Annotated in this window: 26 protein-coding genes and 2 tRNA genes; 12 read left to right on the top strand and 16 right to left on the bottom strand. The window is 34.8% G+C overall.

Going from position 1 to position 25190, the window contains the following annotated elements:
• Positions 1–7: 7 nt before the first annotated feature.
• A complete protein-coding gene (locus tag ELS83_RS17405) occupies positions 8–400 on the bottom strand; it encodes a rhodanese-like domain-containing protein (protein ID WP_171596821.1) in 393 nt (130 codons plus the stop codon).
• 42 nt (positions 401–442) lie between these two features.
• Entirely contained in the window at positions 443–1576 is a 1134-nt protein-coding gene (hemW, locus tag ELS83_RS17410; protein ID WP_171596822.1) for a radical SAM family heme chaperone HemW, read from the bottom strand.
• Between the two features lie 173 nt (positions 1577–1749).
• Here hemW and ELS83_RS17415 point away from each other — a divergent pair, with 173 nt between their 5' ends.
• Positions 1750–2469: a head GIN domain-containing protein gene (locus tag ELS83_RS17415; RefSeq protein ID WP_171596823.1), complete on the top strand. Its 720-nt coding sequence runs from the start codon at positions 1750–1752 to the stop codon at positions 2467–2469.
• A 74-nt stretch (positions 2470–2543) separates the two neighbouring features.
• Here ELS83_RS17415 and ELS83_RS17420 read toward each other — a convergent pair whose 3' ends face one another.
• On the bottom strand, positions 2544–6704 hold the full coding sequence (locus ELS83_RS17420; protein ID WP_171596824.1) for a phosphodiester glycosidase family protein: 4161 nt from the start codon (positions 6702–6704) through the stop codon (positions 2544–2546).
• 166 nt (positions 6705–6870) lie between these two features.
• On the opposite strand from ELS83_RS17420, the gene ELS83_RS17425 reads away from it, so the two are divergent.
• Positions 6871–7299 (top strand): VanZ family protein, encoded by a 429-nt coding sequence (locus tag ELS83_RS17425; protein ID WP_171596825.1) that lies wholly within the window; start codon positions 6871–6873, stop codon positions 7297–7299.
• Here the strand turns inward: ELS83_RS17425 and ELS83_RS17430 are convergent.
• Complete coding sequence (locus ELS83_RS17430) at positions 7294–7737, bottom strand: RrF2 family transcriptional regulator (RefSeq protein WP_171596826.1); 444 nt, start codon at positions 7735–7737, stop codon at positions 7294–7296. The two genes, ELS83_RS17425 and ELS83_RS17430, sit on opposite strands and share 6 nt — an antisense overlap.
• Before the next feature lie 131 nt (positions 7738–7868).
• Entirely contained in the window at positions 7869–8306 is a 438-nt protein-coding gene (gene rpiB / locus ELS83_RS17435; protein WP_216616651.1) for a ribose 5-phosphate isomerase B, read from the bottom strand.
• A gap of 755 nt (positions 8307–9061) precedes the next feature.
• Between rpiB and ELS83_RS17440 the strand changes: the two genes are divergently transcribed.
• The 3 genes from ELS83_RS17440 (at position 9062) to ELS83_RS17450 (ending at position 10893) form a co-directional block, all read left to right on the top strand.
• Positions 9062–9445, top strand: coding sequence for a response regulator (locus ELS83_RS17440; protein WP_171596828.1), 384 nt, complete (start codon positions 9062–9064; stop codon positions 9443–9445).
• An 84-nt stretch (positions 9446–9529) separates the two neighbouring features.
• Entirely contained in the window at positions 9530–10552 is a 1023-nt protein-coding gene (gene ruvB / locus ELS83_RS17445; RefSeq protein WP_171596829.1) for a Holliday junction branch migration DNA helicase RuvB, read from the top strand.
• 11 nt (positions 10553–10563) lie between these two features.
• Complete coding sequence (locus ELS83_RS17450) at positions 10564–10893, top strand: hypothetical protein (RefSeq protein WP_171596830.1); 330 nt, start codon at positions 10564–10566, stop codon at positions 10891–10893.
• A 51-nt stretch (positions 10894–10944) separates the two neighbouring features.
• Here the strand turns inward: ELS83_RS17450 and ELS83_RS17455 are convergent, their stop codons facing one another.
• From ELS83_RS17455 to ELS83_RS22720, 6 genes are all read right to left on the bottom strand, one after another.
• Entirely contained in the window at positions 10945–11808 is an 864-nt protein-coding gene (locus ELS83_RS17455) for a sensor histidine kinase (protein WP_171596831.1), read from the bottom strand.
• Positions 11809–11924: 116 nt separating this feature from the next.
• Entirely contained in the window at positions 11925–12017 is a 93-nt protein-coding gene (locus ELS83_RS17460; RefSeq protein ID WP_171596832.1) for a bacteriocin, read from the bottom strand.
• 60 nt (positions 12018–12077) lie between these two features.
• Complete coding sequence (locus ELS83_RS17465) at positions 12078–12170, bottom strand: bacteriocin class II family protein (protein ID WP_171596833.1); 93 nt, start codon at positions 12168–12170, stop codon at positions 12078–12080.
• A 75-nt stretch (positions 12171–12245) separates the two neighbouring features.
• On the bottom strand, positions 12246–12338 hold the full coding sequence (locus tag ELS83_RS17470) for a bacteriocin class II family protein (RefSeq protein ID WP_171596833.1): 93 nt from the start codon (positions 12336–12338) through the stop codon (positions 12246–12248).
• 75 nt (positions 12339–12413) lie between these two features.
• Positions 12414–12506 carry a bacteriocin class II family protein gene (locus ELS83_RS22715; RefSeq protein WP_171596833.1) on the bottom strand — a complete coding sequence of 31 codons (93 nt, stop codon included), beginning with the start codon at positions 12504–12506 and terminating at the stop codon, positions 12414–12416.
• A 72-nt stretch (positions 12507–12578) separates the two neighbouring features.
• Positions 12579–12671 (bottom strand): bacteriocin class II family protein, encoded by a 93-nt coding sequence (locus ELS83_RS22720; RefSeq protein ID WP_171596833.1) that lies wholly within the window; start codon positions 12669–12671, stop codon positions 12579–12581.
• A 194-nt stretch (positions 12672–12865) separates the two neighbouring features.
• Between ELS83_RS22720 and ELS83_RS17485 the strand changes: the two genes are divergently transcribed.
• Positions 12866–15697 (top strand): CHAT domain-containing protein, encoded by a 2832-nt coding sequence (locus ELS83_RS17485; RefSeq protein ID WP_171596834.1) that lies wholly within the window; start codon positions 12866–12868, stop codon positions 15695–15697.
• Positions 15698–16208: 511 nt separating this feature from the next.
• Here ELS83_RS17485 and ELS83_RS17490 read toward each other — a convergent pair.
• The 4 genes from ELS83_RS17490 to ELS83_RS17505 all read right to left on the bottom strand — a co-directional run bounded on the left by ELS83_RS17490 (position 16209) and on the right by ELS83_RS17505 (position 18097).
• Positions 16209–16958: a tetratricopeptide repeat protein gene (locus tag ELS83_RS17490; RefSeq protein ID WP_171596835.1), complete on the bottom strand. Its 750-nt coding sequence runs from the start codon at positions 16956–16958 to the stop codon at positions 16209–16211.
• Positions 16951–17517 (bottom strand): RNA polymerase sigma factor, encoded by a 567-nt coding sequence (locus tag ELS83_RS17495; protein WP_171596836.1) that lies wholly within the window; start codon positions 17515–17517, stop codon positions 16951–16953. The genes ELS83_RS17490 and ELS83_RS17495 overlap by 8 nt, the downstream gene beginning before the upstream one ends.
• A 403-nt stretch (positions 17518–17920) precedes the next feature.
• Positions 17921–17995: transfer RNA gene (locus ELS83_RS17500), tRNA-Val, on the bottom strand.
• Positions 17996–18022: 27 nt separating this feature from the next.
• Positions 18023–18097, bottom strand: a tRNA-Val gene (locus ELS83_RS17505).
• 141 nt (positions 18098–18238) lie between these two features.
• Here ELS83_RS17505 and ELS83_RS17510 point away from each other — a divergent pair.
• The 4 genes from ELS83_RS17510 (at position 18239) to pheS (ending at position 21461) form a co-directional block, all read left to right on the top strand.
• The gene (locus ELS83_RS17510) at positions 18239–18589 is read left to right on the top strand and encodes a hypothetical protein (protein WP_171596837.1); all 351 of its coding nucleotides are present in this window, start codon (positions 18239–18241) and stop codon (positions 18587–18589) included.
• A 16-nt stretch (positions 18590–18605) separates the two neighbouring features.
• A complete protein-coding gene (locus tag ELS83_RS22465) occupies positions 18606–19418 on the top strand; it encodes a peptidylprolyl isomerase (protein ID WP_171596838.1) in 813 nt (270 codons plus the stop codon).
• A 103-nt stretch (positions 19419–19521) separates the two neighbouring features.
• Positions 19522–20346 (top strand): peptidylprolyl isomerase, encoded by an 825-nt coding sequence (locus ELS83_RS17520; protein ID WP_171596839.1) that lies wholly within the window; start codon positions 19522–19524, stop codon positions 20344–20346.
• A gap of 92 nt (positions 20347–20438) precedes the next feature.
• Positions 20439–21461, top strand: coding sequence for a phenylalanine--tRNA ligase subunit alpha (gene pheS, locus ELS83_RS17525; RefSeq protein WP_171596840.1), 1023 nt, complete (start codon positions 20439–20441; stop codon positions 21459–21461).
• Between the two features lie 90 nt (positions 21462–21551).
• On the opposite strand, the gene ELS83_RS17530 is transcribed toward pheS, so the two are convergent.
• The gene (locus ELS83_RS17530; protein WP_171596841.1) at positions 21552–21971 is read right to left on the bottom strand and encodes an OsmC family protein; all 420 of its coding nucleotides are present in this window, start codon (positions 21969–21971) and stop codon (positions 21552–21554) included.
• 286 nt (positions 21972–22257) lie between these two features.
• Here ELS83_RS17530 and ELS83_RS17535 point away from each other — a divergent pair, with 286 nt between their 5' ends.
• Both ELS83_RS17535 and ELS83_RS17540 read left to right on the top strand, forming a co-directional pair.
• The gene (locus ELS83_RS17535; protein WP_171596842.1) at positions 22258–22962 is read left to right on the top strand and encodes a Crp/Fnr family transcriptional regulator; all 705 of its coding nucleotides are present in this window, start codon (positions 22258–22260) and stop codon (positions 22960–22962) included.
• A gap of 141 nt (positions 22963–23103) precedes the next feature.
• On the top strand, positions 23104–25083 hold the full coding sequence (locus tag ELS83_RS17540) for a TonB-dependent receptor domain-containing protein (protein ID WP_171596843.1): 1980 nt from the start codon (positions 23104–23106) through the stop codon (positions 25081–25083).
• Positions 25084–25190: the final 107 nt, after the last annotated feature.

Below are 25190 nucleotides of genomic sequence, written 5' to 3' on the forward strand. Positions count from 1 at the left end.
GATTTTGTTATTTCACCACCTCCATTTTCAACTCCTTCCAGTAATCTAATCCATCTTGAAGCGAGCAAACATGAATGTTGTACTTCTCGTAAATAAATTTTCCGGCAGTAATACTTCTTTCACCATACTTACAATATAGAAGGTAGGTTTTCTTAGGGCCTAATGAATCGATAATCTGGTATAATTTTTCAGATGTATCGGCCATTAAAGCTCCTTCGATATGTCCTTTTTTAAAATCTTTTTTAAGCCTTACATCAATCATTACAGCTTGAGGGTTCAACTTCGAAACCCGCAAAAACTGTTTAGGACTTAGTACTTGCACAGTATCTACTTGCGAAAAAGCATTCTGCTGAATCATCAGTACAAATAGCAATGCTATTACGATTTTTACAAATTTCATTCTACTAATATCTTGATTTTATACAAAATTAAACTCCACTATTTACTCTTCAACAAAGAAAAAGTCGGACATGATATCATTCGAAATAAATACTCCTTCATCGCTTAATATGATAGAATTATTTTCTTTTCGGATGTGCTTCGACTGAATGTATTTGGTTGCCTTTTTCTCGCAATGCCTGTACAAATCATCGCCAAATTGTTCTTTCACCAAATTCAAGTCAAGTCCCCAATAAGTTCGTAGCGATGTTAATACCAGGTCATTAAATCTGTCGTAAAAATTTAAATCTTCCTTTTCAGAAAACTCACCACCTTCTGTAACGGCTTTCATGTACTTATAATTGTGGGCAATATTCCATTCTCTTTCTGTATAATTGTATGAATGTGCCGAAGGACCAATTCCAAGGTATTGTTTTTGCTTCCAATAACTGGAATTGTGTCGCGATATAAAGCCTTCTTTACAAAAGTTCGAGATTTCGTAATGGGTAAATCCATTTTGTCGAGCCGAATCAATTAAATATTTAAACTGATTAAAACTCTCCTCCTCTTCCACCTCTATTAACTGACCTTTTTCCAGTTTTTTAGCAAATACAGTATTCGGATCGTACATTAAATGATAGGAAGAGATATGCTGAATGTCCAGTTCATAAACCAGGTCGAGATTCTCCATCCATTTTTCCATGCTCAATCCGGGTACACCATAAATCTGATCAACAGAAATATTATCAAAACCATAAGCCTGTGCTCTTTTTATGGTATCATAAGCCTCTTTCCCACTATGTCGTCGGTTCATCAAAATCAAATCTTCATCATGAAAAGATTGAATTCCAACACTAAGTCTGTTGACCGATGAATTTTTTAAGGCAGCAAGATACTTTTCACTCAAATCATCCGGATTGGCCTCCAAAGTAATTTCTGCATCATTTTCTATATTCCAGTATTTCGAACATTCATCAATCAGCATTTGTATTTGTTCCGGCTTGTAAACCGATGGAGTCCCGCCTCCAAAATATATGGTGGATATGGATTTTTGATCCAGATAATCTTTTCTCAGTTCCAACTCCTTTTTAAAGCAGTCCAGCATTTCATTGGTAGATTGCAAAGAGATGCTCTTGTGAAAAGCACAATAGTGACACAATTGTTTACAAAAGGGGATATGAAAATAAATTCCTGACATATCATTTTAATTTTCTTGCAAGGTAGAAGCATTTCTCTTATTTTCCATGTTTGATTTCAATTTAGACATTCTTCTGTTGATAAATTCACAAAACAGGATTTCGATTTACATGCAACACTTTGCATGATACAAACGTCTTTACTACAAAGAATGACAATCTAAACCAAACAACTATGAAAGGATATAAGAGAATAATTTCACCAATTTTGATTTTATTAATCAGCTTTGCAGCCAACTTACCAACATTTGCAGATGGTATTAGAGGCAATGGAAATGTAAAATCGGAAGAGAGAGAGGTTGGTAACTTCGAAACCATTAAGGTGAATGGTGCTTTTACAATTTACTTATCGCAAGACGATGATTACAGCCTAAAAGTAGTTGCCGACGAAAACTTATTGGATGTAATTACCAGTAAAATGAAAGGTGATGTGTTGTATATCACTACAGAGAAGAGCATTTACAAATCGAAAGAATTAAAATTGTATATCGGTTTTAAACACCTTAGCGAAATTAAAGCCAATGGTGCCATTTCTTTAAAATCTGACCAGGTGCTACGATTTGATGAACTGGATATTGAAATTAATGGTGCCTCTTCGGCAGATTTGGAACTAAGTGCAAACCGTTTAAGTATCGACAATAGTGGAGCCTCAACCATTAAACTGGCCGGAAAATCAGAAGAAATTGACATTGATATTTCTGGTGCCGGGAGTGTAAATGCAATCGCTATGAAAGCCCTTAAAGGAACAATTGATATTAGTGGTGTAGGAAGTGGAAAAGTATATGTTCTGGACGAATTAAGAGTGAGTATTTCGGGTATTGGTTCGGTAAAATACAAAGGAGATCCTAAGGTAACCAGCGATATTTCCTTCCTTGGAAGTTTGAAAAAGTATTAAATCAATATATACATCAAGTAAAAGCTCTGCAGAATTTACAGAGCTTTTATTTTATAGATCAAGTTTGATATTTCTTAGTCTTTTTTAAAACCAATTACAGCATTGGAAACTGCTCTTGGTTGTGGAGGCAAAGAGAAAATATTTCGCTCGTAATTTGCATTGTAAGGCGATATATTCAAGGTTTCGCCCTGAACCACCAATGTTGAACTTCCTCCTGGATCAAATCCCATTGCTTTTTCGATATTGTATTGCTCTAAAATACCAGCCATATCGAAATGGGTTGCTCCTACCGATTCGCGAATTCTTCCATTAATGGTCAGCACATAAAGATCTCCTTCCCGATCTATTCCTACCGCAATTTTTGGTCCTCTCATATCTGTAAAATCCAATCGGGCTGCCTGTGTTTGAATCGAATTTTCTTTTTTCCATCCTTCAATATGCATGTCTAAACACTGCTTTCCCTGGCTTAATAACATTGGACCCGCTTCAACCGCATGTAAAACATTTTCCAAACCCTTTACAGTGATATTTATCTGATCACCAAGCTTTGCTATAGGATCTTTCATCAACCCTTTAGGAATACATAGCGTCAATCCTACAGGAATTTGTTTCACTTCTTCAGCATCACATATTATCTCTTTTACCGTATTTCCAGCCAATCGGTACACAATACAATCTTTGGCCGGAATCATCTCTTTTTCGTACATCAAATCGAAATAAGAACATTCCGATGAATCGAATGAGTTGTATGCATTAGCTTCAAACTCAAGTTTTGTATTTCCACTTTCAATTATTAATCCTTGCTTACAATTCACCCTTTTAATATCCAAAGAACCATTCTTGTGAACCAACAAAGCAGGTTTATTAAAAAGAGGTGTACTCAGGCATTTTCCATTTGAAATTAACAAACCCAATGGAGAGCCTATGTACGATTCCGGTAAGCCCAATTTTCCAACCAATTCCGGATTTAGGATGTAACCACCATTCCAGGCAATTTTCGCTTTACAATTGTTCTTACTTTCAAACTCGGCTACAAAATTGGTTACTGTTTGGGTTTGTAAAGAACTTACTGCAGTAAATTCCCAATTCTTCAAATCGGCCTTAATGTTTGCCTTAGCTAAAATCCCATTCCATGGATATCCATCATCATAAATACCGGTTACATTAGAATATTCTACTTCAGATTTTGCTTCAGCCGATTTAGAAATATTTTCCAAAACCAATTGCAATGGCGAAGCTTTTTCCTGAGCATCTTCTTTAATTAATTCCAGAAGTTTTTGCTCACCAAGTTCTGCACTTAATTTTTGAAACAAATCAGAATGTAAAAGTTCAGAAAAATCTTTTGCAGTTTGTATTGGAGTTGGGTAAGCCAATGTGGTACGCACTCCGGCAGGTACAAACTGTATGTATCCTGTATTGTTCGGAATTCCCATAATATTTGCCGCCAGCTCTGTGGTTACTTTTCCAATATGAAACCTGTCGATATTTAAAATATCGGTCATAAAAGCAGCATTTCTTCTGTTGGAAATCAGGTAACCTTTTTTATCCATTACTTTGCGCAAAACCTTTATGGCCTTCTCTCCCATTTGTGGAATATGAATTCCTACTGTTAACGATTCAATCGAGATAATCTGTAGAATCTTTTTATCGTACAGCAGTTTTAATTCCTGATCGGATCCGTTTTCAATAAATTCACGAATGTCCGAAGCCGTTGTCCAGTTGGTTAAAGCTTCTTCAGGAGCAAATACATACACATTCTCAATCTTTAATTTTGAAAGTTTCTCTTCATCAATCGGGTCGAACATGTCCATATTCAACCTGTTCTTAATCGAATTTAGAATAAAATACTCCAGTTCATACTTCACATATTTACCCGGAAAATAAGCCAATGGGATATTCTGTTTCATTTTTTGAAACAAAAAATCCCTGTCATCAATTGATATTACCGATGAAGAAGTGAGTTGAGAAAGTGCCAGATTTTTATCCAGGAAGAAACGTGAAGAACCACTAATTCTTCTTCCTATGCCCGGAGGCAAGTGTTTCGATTTTACGAGATTTACCATTCCCGATAATTCCTGATGTGTAAACTCATGAAATGGGTAATGGTTTTTATTTCTATGTCGATAAGTAAATGAATGGTCGTGTCTGATTTGAATTTCGCCATTTCTAACATTGAACAAATTATCAATTGAATTGTAGAATTGATGAATCTGCTCCAAACTTAAATTTTCCGCTTCAGGATGATCTTCCACCTGCTTTCTGGCAAAGTAAAAAGCACCGCCTCTTATTTCCTGTTCTTCCATTCTAAAGGAACTCGGATCGATTAAAGATTTCAGGTAAAGCATGAATCCAAGCCTGCCATATCCCGGAAGGTAATGCCTGTTTTCGGTATTTAACAGGGCTTTTACATCATTATTTATAAAATTCACCTTCTTTTGGTAAACTTTATAATATTCCTTTACCTCTTGCAAACTCTCTTGGTTCGATTGCAACTGAAGGTATAATTTTTTTACAATATCGTTTATGCTCGAATTCAGCGAAGAAATACTATACCTGTTATTGATCACTTTCTTATTGTGACTTACACTGCGGTGATGAATATGTGGAAAAAATACCTTTTCGATTACCTCGTTAACATGCGAATCTCTAATGCTTCTGCCTGTAAATTCTATCACTTTAAGCCGCTCTTTCTCGGGCAAATGCTCACCAATTACCTCGGCATATACATTTTCGGGTTGGTACCTTCTGCAAAAAATTGGAACACCTGCAGCAGCGGCTTCTAAAATTGGTAAACCTCTTCCCTCGGTTTTCGATGGCAATAATATCAGCGAAGAAATACTGTACAAATCAGGAATTCCCAATGGGTTTTTAAAATGATTTTTAAACCTGTCTTTATCCATCTCGCTAAATAAAAAACCAAGATAAATTCGATTTCTAAATTCCATTTCTATTTCTTCCAAAAGTTCCTGGAAACGCTTTAGTAACTTCTGAAAATAGGGATATTGTCCCAATGGAATCGGACCAGTAATCAGGATGGTAATTTTTAAATCATCCGATTCTCTGATTTTCTCTTTTAAACTATCTACCTGCAACATTTTTGATAGCAAATCAAATCCCAATTCTATTCTTTTGCGTGATATTACGCGAGTTGGTTGCAGAAAAATGATATTTTCAGACAAAAACTTGTGCATCGCCTTTGTCTTGTACCCAATGTAAATAGGTTCCGGGTTCTTGCGACTTACCAGCTTGTATTCAATTACATCTTTTACCGAGTAACTGATCAATGCATCTTTGTGGTATCTACTCAACATTTTCTCCATCTGGTACATCGATTCAATCCTTCTCCTTTTGTTGATGTCATCATATTCCGACATGTCAACAGCAGTTCCTATTTCGGTTACATTGGCCGGATTGTGTCCTTTAGAATGAATCAAATGATCGCTTTGCTTTTGATTGATATTTACATTCATCCACGAACGCGATTCCCAGGGAAACAAAACTTCGAGCTGAGAGAAAAATTCTCCCAAATGTGAGTTTAGAAAGAAGAAATCGCGAGGACCTTTCTTTAATCCTTTTACCTCTTTCGTGATTTCAGAATTGCCACCTTCCCAATAAAAATCGTGATTGTTATTGATAACAGGAATTCCCATAAATTCTGAAACCAAAACTGTAGCCAATGCAGCAGAAACATTACCAGGGTTAGAGCAGAGGTTAATCAGGTAAAGCAATCCAATATCATTCTTCTCGATATACTGCCCTAATTTTTGGCAAATGCTTAATGTTTGCTCCCAAAACTTTACAATTAAAGCATTGTATTCTTTGCTTCCCCGTTCAAGTTTGGTAAAAAAGAAATCTTTGTATAAATCCCAATCATCAAAAGCTTGCATTTCTTCAATGGTACAAGTTTTGGTTCCCGGGTTCATAATTTTCGAAGCTTCGGGGTAAAACTTTCCGGCGATGTAATGAACAGGTGTATCTTTTCCTAAACTATTTCGAAAGGTTTTCGCGTATTTTTCCACCTCAATACTAACTCCATCAATCGAGAAATAGAATGTAATAAATGCAATTCCTTTTTTATTGATATCGGCTTTAAAATTTTCGAAGGACTTGTTGAACTCTACAACCGGAATGGATTTGTTTTCTTTAAATCGATCTATAAACAGGCCCAAGTCGAACCAGGTGTTTATTTTTTCACTGCGCAAAACATCCATCATTTCAGTTGTCGTCATCTTCATATCAGGTAGAATTCAGTTTAACAAAATTTCAAATAATATTCAAATTACGAAATTCCCCTAAATTGATCAATACGTTTTTGTACCTTGCACAATTATAAATAGATCGTAATTCCTGAATTTGGCATATTACCATAGGGAAAACTATTCACCTGAGCTGTAAAAAATTATGAAGTTTAAATTGTTTTGGCGCAATATAATCTGGGCATTGATTGTTTTTATTCTCTGTTCCATTCCTGGAGATGATTTACCGAAAACATCGGCCATTCATATTCCCCATTTCGATAAAATCGTTCACTTTGGAATGTTCTTTATTATGGGAATTTTTTTACTTGCCGAACTCAATTTTCAAACACGATTAAAGCAAATTCATATTGCTTTAATTACGCTGTTTTTAATTGCGGCTTATGGTGGTGGGATTGAATATCTGCAACAGCATTATTTCACAAACAGAAGTGGTGATTATGTAGATTTGGCTGCAGATATTTTAGGAGGAGTATTTGCGGTAATCTTATTTCCCTGGTTAAAAAAACAAAAGGACTTGCTGTTAAATCGCAAGCCCTTTAGTGAGATATCTTTTTTGAAGAAAATACTATAGTGTAATATACTCATTTGTATTTTCCATTTCTGTAATCAACTGACCAATTGTTTTTCCTTTAAACAAATCGTAGATCTGTTTTCTGATGTGTCCAAACTGATTGTGAACCGGACAAGCAGCCTGTGCTTTATTGTCAGATTTACATGGACGAATACCAATTAAACAATTTTCGAACATATCCAATCCATCAACAATTTCCACAATATTCATCAAGGTAATCTCAGCTGGATCTTTTCCCATTCCAAATCCTCCATGAGGACCTTTTGTTGATGTAAGTAATTTTTGTCTGGCAAGACTTTGTAAAATTTTTCCCAAAAATGGTGTTGGAATTTCTAACTCCTCCGAAATCTTCTTAATTCCTATTTTCTTGCCTTCTTTTGCATTTAACGACAAATAAATTACTGAGCGAATTGCATATTTACAAGTATTCGATAACATCTTTAAATTTTATTTTAACTCCACATTTATCTAACAATCAGAGCAAAGATAACAATAATTACTCCCAATAAAGCATCTTTAATTCTTTTATTCCTTATTTATTATGATTCTTCCTATTGGGAACAGCCCATTTACAAAGGAATTTTATCGATTCTCTTTTGATGTCTTCCACCTTCGAATTCGGTAGTTAAGAAAACATTAGCAATTTCTTTTACCTCTTCGAATGAGATAAATCTTGCTGGAATTCCACATACATTTGCATCGTTATGAGATCTTGCCAAACCAGCAATTTCTGCTGTCCAACATAAAGCAGCTCTAATTTTCTGATGCTTATTTGCAGTCATCGTAATCCCATTACCGCTACCACATAGCGTAAAACCAAAATCGAATTCATTTGCTTCTACAGCTGCAGCTAATGGATGAGCTGTATCAGGATAGTCCATGCTTTCTTCTGAATTGGTTCCGAAATCTTTTACTTCGTATCCTTCTGCTTTTAATATTTCTGCCAACTCATTCTTAAATTGAAATCCTGCATGGTCAGCAGCTAAGGCAACTCTCAATTTTTTCATCATTTAAAATTTTTACAGACGACTTTATCGTCCCAATTAAGCTATGTTGTTCAAGTAAATTTTGGAGTACAAAACTAAGTATTTTTAATGAGTAGTTTCTAAAAAGCTAGCCTTTCAGCTTAAATTTCTTCATTTCTACCCCATTTCTATTCATAAACAGTAATCTGAATTTTCAACTTTCTGTACGTAAAGCTTTTAAGAAGACTAATTTCTCTTATAAACAAAGTTGTTCACATTCAGTTAACATACTGTTGATTTTTCCTTATTAAAATATCTAAAGTTTTTTTTGGAGTTAACATTTTCTCAATTGTATAGAAAAAATTTTACCTGATACCAATTTTATTTTTTACCAGACTATTCAAAGCTTTCAACCGGTTTTCAACAGTATGTTAATATTCTCCAAAGAGAAAAATATTAAATTCTGAAGTTATTAACAAGAAGTTAATAAAGTAGGTATTTCACTGTTTTACAAGATCCCTGTATTAACAATATCTGTTAATATCCTGTTATTAGACTAAATTCTATCAGAAAAGCAATAAAAAACCAGTACTCTTACCAACATTATTAACAGGATATAATAATCATCTTATTTTTTAGAAATTTTAAAAAAATTAATATTAATAATATGAGTGTTGATAATTGTAATTTGGACGAAAAGAAGATTGAAAGGCAAACAAGAATTAGTTGTGATGTTTACTTAATTATTTAGATGATTTTGTTATCTTGCAATCTATAGAAAATCCACACTGAAGAGAATGAGCTGGGAAACGAAAAATTATTCCATACTTCTTGTCGAAGACAACAAACTAAACCAGACAGTAGTTAAATTTACCTTGAAGCGATACGGATACAATATCGATGTTGCGAATAATGGTATAGAAGCTGTTGAAATGTATAAGGAAGGTACTTATGATTTTATTCTAATGGATGTAATGATGCCAGAAATGGATGGATTAGAAGCAACAAAAATCATAAGAGATCAGGAAGAAGGTGACGAACGTATTCCAATAATAGCTCTCACAGCCGATATAATGGTTGCTAACGAAGAAAAATGTCTCGAGAATGGTATGGATGCACACTTGTCAAAACCTTTCGATGTAGACCATTTATTTAAGGTTTTAACCGAACTGGATTTGTAATTGACAATTTCCTTCAATTTTCCTTTTTCTTTATTTGTTCAGGATTTTTTATCCTATTTAAAGATTTCAAATTAATTTTGTCGAATGGATGATCACCTGGACATAAGAAGTCATAACTTTTCCGATAAGGAAAAAGAGTTTGATAACAAATTGCGTCCTCTGCAATTCTCCGATTTTAGGGGACAAAAGAAAATTGTAGAGAACCTTAGTATTTTTGTGGCTGCAGCAAAAATGAGAGAGGAAGCACTGGATCATGTCTTGCTTCACGGACCTCCCGGTTTGGGGAAGACGACCTTATCGAATATTCTTGCCAATGAATTGGGAGTTGGACTAAAAGTTACTTCGGGTCCTGTTTTGGATAAACCTGGCGACCTTGCCGGTTTACTAACCAATCTGGAACCAAATGACGTTCTTTTTATCGATGAAATACATCGTTTAAGTCCCATTGTTGAAGAGTATTTGTATTCCGCAATGGAAGACTTTAAAATCGATATCATGATTGATAAAGGTCCGGCAGCAAGATCGATTCAATTGGAATTAAATCCATTTACATTAATTGGTGCAACTACCCGATCGGGTTTGTTAACTTCTCCATTACGTGCCAGGTTTGGAATCAATTGTCATTTGGAATATTACGATTTACCAGTACTTACAAAAATTGTAGAACGTAGTGCCGGCATTTTAGATGTTGAAATTACACATGAAGCTGCTGGCGAAATTGCATCCAGAAGCAGGGGAACACCAAGAATCGTAAATGCACTTTTGCGAAGAGTAAGAGATTTTGCTCAGGTAAAAGGAAATGGATCCATCGATATTGATATCACCAAATTTTCGCTTGAAGCTTTAAATATCGATAAGCATGGTTTAGATGAAATGGACAACAGAATACTAAATACCGTAATTGATAAATTTAATGGCGGACCGGTTGGGATTTCTACCATTGCAACAGCTGTGGGAGAAGATAGCGGAACCATCGAGGAAGTCTACGAACCATTTTTAATTAAAGAAGGTTTTATCAAGAGAACTCCACGCGGTAGAGAGGTAACTCCATTGGCTTATTCTCACCTTGGGAAAAACAGGTTTAACGATCCCGAATTACTATTTTAATTGTTGATTGAATGAAAAGATTTTTATCGATTCTTTATACACTTGCAACTGTATTGATTATTGTAGGTGCACTTTTTATTTTGCAATCGGAAAGTTATGGTATTGCAATGTTAACATCCGGATTGGGTTTAAATATCCTTTACAGAGTTTTCACTTTAAATGTTCAAAACCTAAAGGAATTTAAATTGCCAGATATATTTAAAGTAATCGGAATTCTGATTATGATTTTTGCCTGTATTTTAATTTTTACCAATTCGGAGCAAAAATTTAATATGATGATACTGGCAGTAGTTCTGGATGTGATTATTAACTACAAAGAAATTTCGTTGAAGACAAAATAGCAAAAGGAGCTTGTGACCAGCAAGCTCCTTTTAACATCCCTAGTAATTTTCCTAAATAGCAATATTCTTTCGAGTATTAGACGAAGAATATATTTCGTTAATATTTTGTTTCAATATAGCTTCAATTTTTTCTTTCAATACTACATTTGATTCTGAGAATTTGAAAGGAATGGTAAAGTAAAATATGGATCCATCTCCTAAACTTGAATCAATGTAGAGTTTACCACCAAGAAATTCTACAATTTCTTTGCTGATGCTAAGGCCTAAACCTGCACCAGAGTGTTCTCTTGTGTATGAGTTATCCACCTGGGTAAACTTTTTAAATATTTTTGCCTGTTCCTGATCACTAATGCCCGGACCTGTATCTTTTACATAGAAAAGAATATTGTGTCGGTCTTGAATGGCACAACCAAAATCGATTTCACCGGCATTGGTAAATTTGATTGCATTATCCAGCAAATAAGATAAAACTTTGTTCAGTTTTTTGTGATCGGTAAATATTTTGTTCTCACGCAAATCTTCGGTATAGTTTAAAACTAAGTTTTTACCGCTCATACTAATTTTTTGCGTGTATGCCGAATACAAATTAATCAGTAAATCATGAACTTCAATTTCCGATTCGTTGTATTCCAGAGCACCGCTTTCCAATTGCGATAGCTCAAGGATCCTGTTAAAGAGATCCAGTAATTCTTTACTGCTCGATGTCAGTATTTTTGTAAATTCATTCCGATCCTGTTTCGATAAGGAATCATCACGGAGAAGTTCTGATGCCCCTACAATCGCGTTCATCGGCGTTCGAATTTCATGCGACATATTTGCCAGGAATGCATCTTTCAGCTTTTCGGTCTCTTTAAGCTGAGCACGTGCCTCCTCCAACTGTCGTTGCAATTCTTTATATGTAGGACGTTTCTCCATTAATATGAATTTGACATTAATTTTTTTTTACACTTTTTGACCTAAGCCTACACTACAAGGCTCAATCAAATACATCTTAAAAAGATGCAATTATGAAAATATGGTATGGGAATTTGTTAGACTAAGATGTCTTCATCTATTGTTTTGTCCTGGTAACCACCAAGAACCTGGTCTAACTCTTGAGTTGTTAATTTTTCAAAGGTGTTCATTGTGAATAGGATAAGAGACTAGTAAATATAAAAATTACTATCTACTTATTCAAATTTTTCTTAAACCAGGATATCTTCATCGATTGATTTATCCTGCATTCCACCTTTAATGTTTTTTAAATCTTCTGTGTTTAATACTTCGAAATTTTTCATTGCTATTTTAATTTGGTCGTTAATAACTAGGAAAATACTTTTTTGGAAAATTTGGATTACTTGGGTCGAGGTCGGTTAAACTAGGATATCTTCATCGATTGATTTATCCTGCATTCCACCTTTAATGTTTTTTAAATCTTCTGTGTTTAATACTTCGAAATTTTTCATTGCTATTGTTATTTGGTCGTTAATAACTAGGAAAATACTTTTTGGAAAATTTGGATTACTATGGGTCGAGGATGGTTAAACTAGGATATCTTCATCGATTGATTTATCCTGCATTCCACCTTTAATGTTTTTTAAATCTTCTGTGTTTAATACTTCGAAATTTTTCATTGCTTAATTTGGTCGTTAATACTTAGGAAAATACTTTTTTGGAAAATTTGGATTACTATGGGTCGAGGATGGTTAAACTAGGATATCTTCATCGATTGATTTATCCTGCATTCCACCTTTAATGTTTTTTAAATCTTCTGTGTTTAATACTTCGAAATTTTTCATTGCTATTGGGTCGTTTTTTTAGTTTTTAAGGAAACAATTACACCCCTTTATTCCGGTTTTTAGAAAAAGGTAACCCTGCGATTGAAAGTTTTTTTAAAAAAAAGTGAAAAAAACTGCATATATTTAAATCCTTTTAGGAAACACTGCGTATATAAAGCATTGTTTCTAAGAAGATTAAGAAAAACTACTTGAGCGTGAAAAAAAATCTAAAAAAAGTTCTGCTTTTCTCTCTTTTACTTGTTTTGCTCTCTGGCGAAAACAAGAATTTGGCACTTTCCTCCATTCTTACTGAAGATCAAAAGGTTGAAAACCTTAAACCTGATTCTGTACTGGTTAATCAATTTAATCGTGCCTTGGAATTTTTCAGGGCTCGGGAATTTCAATATGCGGTTCAATCATTCGAAAATGCAGTTGGAACCATCGAAAATGGTGGGGTTAGCGATAAGAATATGATTTATCGTACCTATGTCAATTTTGGTGTGATTAAAAAACAATTGGGAAAAAGAGCTGATGCATTGAAGTATTTTAACATGGCAGAGCTTTATACCATTGACAATTATGGTATTGAATCTGCTAAGTTGGTACCTATTTATGTTAATACAGGGAATATTTATAATGAAATTTTAGATTTATTTAAGGCTCAAAGTTATTATGAAAAAGCCTTGTCACTAATTGGTGATGGTCATTCACGCTACCTTTCGCATATAAATAATAACCTTGGTAACAATTATTATAACAGAAAAGAATTTAAAGTTGCCTTGAATTATTATATGAAATCATTGTCAGTTAAGAAAGAGACTAATGATAGAAACATATTTAAAACTTTAAATGGAATTGCGAACTGCTATAAGAACCTGGGTAATTTTAAAGAAGCGGATTCTTATTATTTGCAAAGTATAGATATAATAAAATCACAGGGAGACGAAAATCATTATAACCTTGGGCATCTTTATCTCAACTATGGAATCTTTCAATATAAAGTAAAGAATACGGACAATGTTTTAAAGTATTTACAATTGGCCCGTGATATTTATGAAAGTAATTTCGGTCCTAAACATCCTGATGTTGCAATCTGCTTAATGAATATTGGTGAATTTTACGGTGATCAGGACCAAAATCTGACTTCGCTTAATTTTTATCAAAAAGCAATCATTTCTGAATTGGATAATTTTGTTGATTCTACCATTTATACCAATCCTACTATAGAGAATATAGAACCACAAATAGTTATTCTAAGTATCTTAAAAGGGAAGGCTAACGTATTTAGCCAATTGTACGAAGAGAAAAAACAAGTTAATGATCTGGAGTTCAGTCTTGAAACCTACGATTTATGCTTCGATATTATCGATAAAATTCGAATTGGTTATCAGGATGAAGAGAGCAAATTGGCCTTGTCGAGTAACGAAAAAGATACCTATACCAAAGCCATTGGAATTGCTGTAAAGCTCTACGAAATTACCAAAGATCCGATTTACAAAGAGAAAGCATTTAAATATGCCGAGCGCTCAAAAGCTGCCAGTTTGATGTCTTCTTTGAATGATGTGAATGCCAGGAATGTTGGTGGGTTACCGGTTGAATTACAGGAAGAAGAATTGCAATTGCGTAAGGATATTGCCAGTTTCCGTGAAAAGGTTTATGAAGAAAGAAAGAACATCCAGCCAAACCGTGAGAAGATTGCAGAATGGCAGGGGAAGTTGTTCGAATTGAACGAAAAGTATGACCAAATGGTGCTTCGATTCGAAGAGGATTACCCGAAGTACTATGAACTGAAATATAAAAATGCAACCATAGAAATATCAGACCTCCAGTCCAAATTAGATGCTGGAGAAACACTGCTGGAGTACTCCATTTCGGATTCCACTTTGTTTACTTTTATTTTAACAAGAGATTCTTTTGAGGTTACAAAGAAGGATTTCGATGTAGATAGTTTGAATCATCATATCGAAGAGGTGAGAAATTGTTTGAAGACAAATGATTTTGCCGAAAACAGTGCGGACTATTACAAGAACTACACTAATTCAGCCTACGAATTGTATCAAACTTTTGTAGCACCACACGAAAAAGCAATTGCAAATAAGAAATTAATTGTGGTGCCTGATGGAAAAATGGCATACGTTCCTTTTGGAGTATTGATCAAAGATAAAGCGGATCCAAATCGAATGAATTATCGTGATTTGAATTATCTAATTAAATCACATACAGTAACTTATCACAATTCGGCAACCATTGGTTTTACCATTGAATCGGCTGGCTTTAGTTTCACAACCAGTAAATCTGTTTTGGCATTTGCACCATCTTATAAAGGAATTGACGATTCTATTTTATATACCGAAAGAGCGTACAGAGACAAGTTGTATCCACTGCCATATACAAAGGAAGAGGTAAATAATATCAATAATGTTATGGAAGGTGATTTGTACCTGGATGATTTGGCCACAGAACAAAACTTTAAAAATCACGCAAGTGATTACGATGTGCTCCACCTGGCCATGCACACCATTATTGATGATGAGAACCCAATGTACTCGAAACTGGTTTTTACACAAACTGAAGACAGCATACAAGATGGTTTATTGAATACGCATGAAATTTATAACATGAATTTTAATGCAAGAATGGTTGTCTTAAGTGCTTGTAATACAGGAGATGGTAAGTTGCAGAAAGGGGAAGGGGTAATGAGTTTGGCTCGTGGTTTCTTCTATGCCGGTTGTCCTAGTATTATCATGACTTTATGGACAGTAGAAGATCAGACAGGTTCGAACTTAATGACCAATTTCTATTCATACTTATCGCAAGGATTGAAGAAGGATGAAGCATTGCGCCAGGCCAAATTGAAGTATCTTGAAACTGCAGATCCATTAAAATCTCACCCTTATTTTTGGTCGGGATATGTTACCATGGGTGATGTTGAACCACTTTACGATTTAGATTTGAACAACAAGCTTGTATGTATGGGATTGGGTGGATTGTTCATTATTCTATTGTTCGTATTCAGAAAGAGAATGGTAAGACGAAAAGTAGCATAAATTATCAAGTAAAAGATATAGGAAAAGGCTAAAGCGCAAGTTTTAGCCTTTTTTACTGTTCGCAATTCTGTCCTAACTTCCGAGAATCTTTACAAAAGGAACAATCATCCAATTTTAACTTTCTAAAATAAATAATCGAGCACAAGTAAGAAGCTTATAGTTTGTTAGAGAATAAGCAGGTTTTACAGTAGTATCCAATCGATATATTATTGATCTTTTTAACGTATTTGAATAGATTCTAACGATTCATATCTACACTTCCAATAAAGTGTAGTTTTTAGCGCTAAAACCTGCCTTTTAAGCTCTTTTAAATTAAGAAAGATGTTATGGGATAGAAATCTGAAAAATCTGCCGGAAAGGCCTAATAATAGAAGTCATTGGACGATCATGCCGGTCAAGAAATCAGAGCAAAAGTGCCGATATGGATTTATAAGCTTGAGTTCCTGCAAAAAAGGAAAGCCGCTCAATTGAATTGAACGGCTTCATATATGTGTTGATGAATGAGTGTAATCTATTCCAGTTTATTAAGAATTTCCTGTGCTTTCGCTTTGTAGAAACTATTTCCTCTGGCAATGGTGTTGAACTGCTCAATGGCCTTTTCTCTTTCGTTGGTCATTAAGTAGCAGAAACCCAAATACCATTCAGATTGCTCTATAAACAGGTTATTCTTATGACGGATAACTTTGGTAAAGTTTTTATTCGCTTTATGATATTCGCTGATTTCCAGGTTGGAAATACCCGAATAAAAGTTACTCGTAATGTTAGTGCTGTCCTTATCTAATATTTGCTTAAACAAATGAAGGGCAGTGCGATAATCCTTAGCTTCGTAGCTCTTAAGGGCGTTTACCAGCATATTGTCTATGTTGGCATCAGCCGAACGAGTATTCACTACGATTTCATAAGGCTTATAATAGTTGCTGTATACCTTCTCGTTAGAGTAAGTGCCTTTGTTATTCACCAGGAACATTAAACTACCCAGCCCAATAAACAGAGCTAATGATGCAGCAACAATATTCCACTTGGTTAAATATTTAAATTTGCGCTTCTCCTCTTCTTTCGGAGGTATTTCAATCGCCTCTAGCTTGCTTCTAAGGTCCATAATATCATTTTCCATTATGGCCTCGTCAACCTCTTGGTGTAAATCCAGCTCCATCTGTAAATCTGGATCATCAAGGAGGTCCTTCTCAAATTCCTTTAGTTGATCGTCAGACAATCCACCATCAAGGAAATCCTCAATTCGGTCAAAATTCATTTCACTCATCATATACTTCTTTAAATTCATTATCACTTTTGATACTATCTATCAGCATTTGTTTACACTGATATTTCCTTTTCTTTGCATACTTCTCGCTCTTGTAGCCCATAATTTCGGCAATTTCTTTAAGCGAGATTTTGTCTAGAGCAAGTTGAAGAACCTTTTTACAATCCGGACCAAGATTTTGGAAATGTTTCTGATAAAGTCGATACCTCTCAGTTTGGTCAAAAGTTTCAGAAGCTTCGTCTAATCTGTTATCCAGGACTCCTTCCGAATTGATTTCATTACTGTTCTTTTTCTTCTCAAGTTGCTTTAACCACAAAAGTTTGCAAATGGAATAGATGTATGTTTTAAAGTTACAACTAAGAACCAATGGTTCTTTTTTCATTTTACGATAGATTACAATAATAGCCTCTTGGAAAAGATCGCGTGCGTCTTCCTCGTTCCCATTATTGTTCTCGATAAAATTGCGAATACTCGGAAAGAACTTTTTGTAGATGTAGTTTAATACATCATTGTTGCTCATACTGATTCCCTCAAGTATCGCTTCGGTAGTGTAATCCATATTTTCTATCCCTTTATTCCCTTTATGGCCAAAAGGTAACCCTCAAAAAGTGAAAAAAATTTAAAAAAATATTAAACTTCCACATAAGTGGCTGAAAATGAATAAAATAAAAATGAAATTTTTTTTGAAAAAAATCTGTTTTTTTTGATTTATTATCATAAACCAAAGCAATATACTATTATTATTGGTATTAGGTTACTGTAAACGGCTATTTTTTTGTGACGAATCACTAAAAATATGATGTAAGTGTAAGCTTTTGTAGGAATAGTGTGGCGTAAAGAATAAAAACTATTATTAGTGCACTGTACAAAGCACAAATTTTATGTGGAAGGATTTTTACTCTTCCAGGCAGATACAAAGGGTACAAAAAAAAATCGATCCTCGTATGAGAATCGATTTTTTGTGGGCGATATAAGATTCGAACTTATGACCCCTTGGGTGTAAACCAAGTGCTCTGAACCAACTGAGCTAATCGCCCTTGTTATTGGGAAATTTTGCTTTTTTGTGGGCGATATAGGATTCGAACCTATGACCCCTTGGGTGTAAACCAAGTGCTCTGAACCAACTGAGCTAATCGCCCTTGCCCTTAAAAGCGATGCAAATATAAGTTGGAATATTCTTATCTGCAAGAATAATTTTTAAAAAAATGAAAAAAATATTTCCCGAGGGCCTTATTCTTCGAGGAAAGCCTTATTTTTATCAGTCGTAAAAAATTGATACTATGGAGAATAATTTAGAGAGAGACTGGAATAGTCTTTTATATAAAATTTCTGAAGAATTTAATGTGGATGCCGATTTAAATGGAACTTTACTTTTAATTGGCATACAAGAACGTGGTTTGGGCTTCCAGGAAACTTATAGCAAAGAAGAAAAGTGGGATCATATCGATTTGGCCACTTGTACCCTTTTAATGAAATGGAACTATTATTCCATTGAAGGATATGATGAAGACAATTGGCCTATATTTGTAAAGAACAAAATGGTTCCTCCTTTTTCGAAAGACAAAGAAAACCAATTATTAAAATCTTCGATTGTTGAATATTTTAAAGATAACGGATATTTAAACGAATAACAGCAAAGCTATACAAATGAAAAAACTACTTTACCTGGCAATTTTACTAAGTCTTGTATCCTGCCAAGAAAAATTAGAATTGGGAAAGAAAAACCGAATTGTTGAAATCGAAACAGAATATGGTGACATTAAAATCAAACTATATGATGAAACACCATTGCACCGCGATAATTTTGTAAAACTGGCCCATGGCGATTATTTTGATGGTACATTATTTCATAGAGTGATAGATGGCTTTATGATTCAGGGCGGAGATCCTGATTCAAAAGCTGCTAAACCTGGAGTACGTTTGGGTGAAGGTGGACCAGGTTATAAAATTGATGCAGAATTTAATCCGAAATTAATTCACAAACGTGGTGTAATTGCTGCTGCACGCGAAGGAGATGATGTAAATCCTGAAAAGAAATCGGCAGGATCGCAGTTCTACCTGGCGCAAGGTGTTGTATACACTCCCGGTGGACTGGATACTTTATTAATCAAATTGAATGATCGTGTAAAGAACAGGATATTTGAAAAAGTACAGAAAGAGAATGCAGAGGAGATGATGAAATATCAGGCCGAAGGAGAGATGGAAAAGGTGAGCGAAATCATCGACCAGATTCAATTGAAGGTTGATTCTATTTTTGAAACTCAAAAAATCAGCTTTGCACAGAACCAAATTGATGCCTATACCACAGTGGGTGGTATTCCGCATTTGGATGGTAACTATACTGTTTTTGGCGAGGTAATTGAAGGGATTGAATTTATCGATAGCATTGCCAAGCGCGAAAGAGATGAATATGATCGACCATTGGAAGATGTTTCCATGAAAGTGAAGATCCTTCAATAGATCAGAAAATATGGATTCAAAAGCTTCGGAAATTATTTCGGAGCTTTTTTTGTGATGCATATCAATGATATTTATATTAGATCAGTTTTTTAAAAGAGTCACGATGAGAAAAATAAATCTATTTCTGATACTGTTTTTATTTCTAATTCCTACGAAAAATAGTCTCGCTCAAAGCACGAATTCAATTATCCTTATCGAAACCAATATGGGAAATATGAAAATCATGCTTTACAAGGAAACGCCTAAGCATCGACAAAATTTCCTGCAGTTGGTAGAGAACGATCATTTCGATGGAACACTTTTTTATCGTGTGATTAAAGGTTTTGTTGCCCAGGGCGGTTCGCAGGATTCGAGAAATGCACCAGCCGGTAAGATGATTGGATACGGAGATGCAAACAGAACTATCGAATCTGAGTTCCATCCAAAGTTTTTCCATAAGAAAGGAGCCATTGCTTCTCCGCGCCAGCCCGATAAGGTAAATATCTTTAAGGAATCAGACGTATCGCAGTTTTACATTGCTCACGGTCGCGTTTTTACCGATGCCGAACTTACAGCAATGGAGAAGGAAGTGAACGTTCCTTTGCGAAAGCGTATTGTAAAGCGATATCTTACGCCAAAGAAAAGACAGATCCTGGATTCACTAAAAAAGGCCAAGAAAGTAGAGGAGTTTCGTGCCATTGCCAATAAAATTAAGGAATCGATAGATTTTGATTATAGTGCTGCAAGAGAGAAATTGGAATTTACACCAGAACAAAGAAAGGCTTATACAACAGTTGGTGGAGTGCCACATTTGGATGCAAATTATACAGTTTTTGGTGAAGTAATTAGCGGATTAGAGGTATTGGACAAAATTGTAAACCTGAAAACCGATGGCAACGACCGACCTTATACCGATGTGAAGATGAAAGTAAAAATTCTGCAGTATTAAATCCTTTTGGTATTTAGCCATTTGCTTTTGACCGAGGAGAAAAAAGTTTTTGTAACTTTGCACACTATTGAAAAAAATAAAGAAGTAAAATCATGCTTGACAAAATAAAAAACCTGCTTGATGAGCTGAATGGATTTTCAGCAACTACATTGGAAGAGGTAGAACAATTCAGAATTAAGCACCTTAGTAAAAAAGGTAGCATTGCTTCCTTGTTTGCCGATTTTAAAACTGTTCCTAATGAAGAGAAAAAAGCTGTTGGACAAGCTTTAAACGAGCTTAAAACAGTTGCTATGGATAAAGTAAACTCTTTAAAGGAGAGTTTTACTGGTGGTGAATTTGCCAAGTCTGGTTTAGATTTAACTTTGTCTGGCGATCCTGTAAAATTAGGTTCTCGTCATCCACTTTCGTTGGTGAGAAACGAAATTACAGAAATTTTTGCTCGCTTAGGATTTACCATTTCCGAAGGTCCTGAGATTGAAGATGACTGGCACAACTTTTCGGCATTGAACTTCCCGGAAGAACACCCGGCTCGCGATATGCAGGATACTTTCTTTATCGAGAAAAATCCGGATGTAATTTTGCGTACACATACTTCATCGGTACAGGTACACGATTTACAGGAAATGGAATTGCCAATTCGTTGCTTAACTCCTGGTAGAGTATTCCGTAACGAAGCAATTTCGGCTCGTGCTCACTGTATTTTCCACCAAATTGAAGCGCTTTACGTAGATGAGAAAGTTTCTTTTGCCGATTTAAAGCAAACACTGACTTACTTCGCTAAAGAGTTCTTTGGTGAAAAAACCGAAATCAGACTTCGTCCTTCTTACTTCCCATTTACAGAGCCTTCGGCCGAGGTAGATGTTACCTGTTCGCTTTGTGGCGGAAAAGGATGTAATGTTTGTAAAGGAACCGGATGGTTAGAGATTTTAGGTTGTGGTATGGTTGATCCAAATGTATTGGAGCTAAACGGTATCGACAGCAAAAAATACTCAGGTTTCGCATTAGGTATGGGTATCGAGCGTATCACCATGCTAAAATATGGTATCAAGGATCTTCGTTTGTTCTTCGAGAACGATATTCGATTCCTTGAACAATTTACCGCAGCAGGATTCTAAAAAAATCAAATCGAAATATAAAAAAATGCCTTTCATGAAACTTGAAAGGCATTTTTTATGGCTTATAATTAATAAGGAACACTCCTTACATTACTTTTCGTGATAAATAATTTCAGAAGTTACCGGTATCACTTTTTTGTACAGAGCGCTTACACCGCAATATTCTTCTTCCGATAATTTTACAGCACGTTCGATCTTCTGATGCGGTAAATCCGTTCCAAAAAATTCATAAATCACATGCATGTTTTTGTAGTAGCTCGGTTGTTCTTCGGTAAGTTCTCCTTCTACCGATACCTTAATATCGTCGACACTAACCCTCATTTTTTTCAGAATCATGGCCATGTCTATTCCAGTACACCCGGCAAGAGCCGTTAGCATTAATTTCTTCGGACTCACACCTTTTCCATCACCCCCAATTTGTGGTGTGGCATCGGTAATCAATTCATGTCCGTCCATATCTGCTTTATAGGCAAGATTTCCTTGCCAGTTCATTTCTACTTTGTGTTTCATTGTGTAAAGATATTTAGAGCTACAAGCAGCAAATTTCACTTGCGAAAACTGCTCTTGTAACACTCCTGGTATTTGATATTTTCTTCTACTAAAATTAATAAGAATTTAATTGATATAAGAGTCCAAATCACTATTGGAGAAGTAAAACTTAAATTAGTATATTTAAACCTGATTCTAAAACTGGTGAAATTAGAATTAGTAAATCATTAAAAGCAGCTGTTTTGTTAGCAAAGCAGAAGTTTTTTTAAAAGCTATTTTATAAAAAGTTTTTTCAGTAGAAGTAGAAATGAAGCAAAATCTTAATCTTCCGAACTGCAATCAGTTGGCTGAGAAATTCGCTGTGAAGTTTCCAGATCTGGGTGTTGACGATCAGAATCTTTTATTTTGGGATGAAGATGTACATTTTCATAAACGTGGGAGTGTAATCTACTCAGAAGGTGATTTCGCCAAAGGTTGCTTTTTTCTTTATTCGGGTATTTTAAAGGTATTTAAAACCGGGATAGAAGGAAAAGAACAAATTATTCGTTTTGCAAAAGAGGGTGATTTAATTGGATTTAGATCGGTATTAAGTCATGAACGTTTTTGCACTTCCGCAAAGGTTATCGAAGATGCCGTTGTGTGTTTTATCCCTGCAAATATTCTTACCAAACTCATACAGGAAAATTCGAATTTTGCATTACAGTTAATGAAAGTTACCTGTAACGAACTGGGCGAAGCAAACAATTACATTACCGATATTGCTCAAAAAACAGTAAGAGAACGATTGGCCGAGATATTGGTACAATTAGAAGATGCTTTCGGTTTAAACGATGAAGGCACACTTAAAATTTCTCTTACACGCGAAGAATTGGCCAATATGGTTGGAACAGCCACCGAATCGGTAATCCGATTGCTATCGGAATTTAAATCGGATAAGCTGATAGAACTCAACGGTAGAAAAATAAAAATATTAGACAGCAGAGCACTACGAAAAACCGGTGGATTGCTGTAAAAGTGATGATAAGAATTAAGAGCCCGTTCATGTATTGAACGGGTTTTTTTGTGCAAAAGAAATTCTTCACTGCCATTATTGGCAATAATATTTTTTATTTTAGCTAAGTACTATATAGCGAATATTTATTTTACTAGCCGAATGAAAAACTTACTAAGTATACTGATTTTCTGTTTTATACTCTTTATTGGTATAAAAGCAGAATGTTTAGCGCAAACAAAAATTGAAATTGATTCCTTAGATTCGAAGAATAATTTTAAATCAAGCAGTTGTGATACCATAAAGACAATAAGAAATCCTTTTAATAAAGGGAATTTTATAGCATGGCAGGATCTGGTTAAAGGCAGAATTAGTGGTGTTCAAATTACTCCATATGATGGAAGTCCAGGGGCAAATTTTTCTATAATCATGAGAGGTGCCGCTTCGTTGAATAGAGACGAACAACCTTTAATTTACCTAAATGATATGCCCATTACCTTTGGATCTGATGAGTTTGGCAATTTGCTTAGTACAATAAATCCTAAGGATATCGATTCTATTCAATTTTTAAAGAATGCTTCGGAAACTGTGGCTTTTGGAGCAGGTGCTCATAATGGTGTGATACTGATTAATATGAAAGAAGCATCAACCAGGAAAAAATTAGATATTTCATTTACAAATGCTGCATCCTTCTCATTCCGTAAAAATCAAATTGATGTATTGAATTCTGATGAGTACAGATCGGAGATGATCAATTTTTTAGAGGGAAATCAGGAGGATTTAAACTTATTGGGCAATTCAGACACAGATTGGCAGGACGAAGTATATCGAACTGGTTTTGGTAGGGATCACCATTTATCTGCAGCAGGAAATATTAACAAGTTTAAATACAGACTAGGCATTGGTCTAAGCAATAAAGATGGTGTTCTAAAAAAGAGCAATTACAAACGAAATAGCATTCATTTAAATATCAGCAAAGAATTTTTTAATAGCCTTCAACTGACTTTCAATGCTAACCTGTCTGATAGTCAAGAGAATGTTGGTAACAAAGAAGCAATTTCTGATGCCTATAGCTTTGATCCGACTCTACCTGCAAATGAAAATTCAGGAGCTTATTATTATCATGAACACTATGGTCGTTGGTATAGTATGAATCCGCTTTGGCGAATAAATAATTCGAAAAATAAACTTAATACAAAACAGGAATATTGGCAGCTTAATGCAAAGTATAATTTGCCTTTTATTGATGGTTTGGCCTTAAGTGGTCTGCTAAGTAAAAATATTACCGATGCTGATAGAATAACGGCATTTGAATATTCAGAGAATAATTATTCTTTTTACAATTCGGAAGATACACACTATAGAAGCAATACGAATTTGCAAAAAATTAAGCTTGATTATGACCTAAAATTAAATGGCTTTGTTTCAAAATTAATTGGAGGTATTTACTATCAAAATCAAACAATTCGCGAAGAATTCGAACGTAATTTGGAATATGGTGAATCGATTATTAAAGAGTGGTTCAGACCTAAAGGAGAGCTTAAATCATATGGCGGAATGTTTGATATAGAGTTTCTGGATAAATATACTATTGGTACAGTGTATAGAAGAAACAAAGCAAAGGATTCAGACTACCATATTGATTATTCAGGCGTTTACTTTAGCTGGAACTTAGGCAAGGAAGGGTTTTTGAATACATCCTCTCTTTTTGATGAGTTTACATTGAGAGCTTCCTACGGTTTGCATGGAAAGAGCAATATAAAAAACAAGTATTTGGTTCCTGAAAGACATCATTCAACCAATATTGGGATTGATTTTAGCAGTTTTAACCATCGATTATCTACAAGTATTGAATACTACCACCTAAAACACAAGAATGTAATTGGATTGATACAAATAGCTGCTGGAAGTGGATATTCAAATTCAATTCTGCGTAACATAGGCTATATTTCTAATAAAGGAATTGAGCTTAGTGTTTTTGCAGAGCCAATTGTATCCAAACAATTAAAGTGGCTATTGCAGTTTAATGCCTCCTACAATAAAAATGAGCTTGATAGATTCAAGGCTAACGACATAAATCATCTTTCCTTACCTGGTAATTACTGTATAACGTCAAAGCTAATTGGACAAATCGATACCTAAAATTAAGAGATACTTTTTTATCTAACAATAGGTGCATGATACTTAGCTAAAATGCCATGCATAACTATTGATTATAGAGAATTAGCCACGGTCATGGCTTCAGTTCC

The sequence above is a fragment of the Marinifilum caeruleilacunae genome, from assembly GCF_013141825.1.
GTDB lineage: Bacteria > Bacteroidota > Bacteroidia > Bacteroidales > Marinifilaceae > Marinifilum > Marinifilum caeruleilacunae.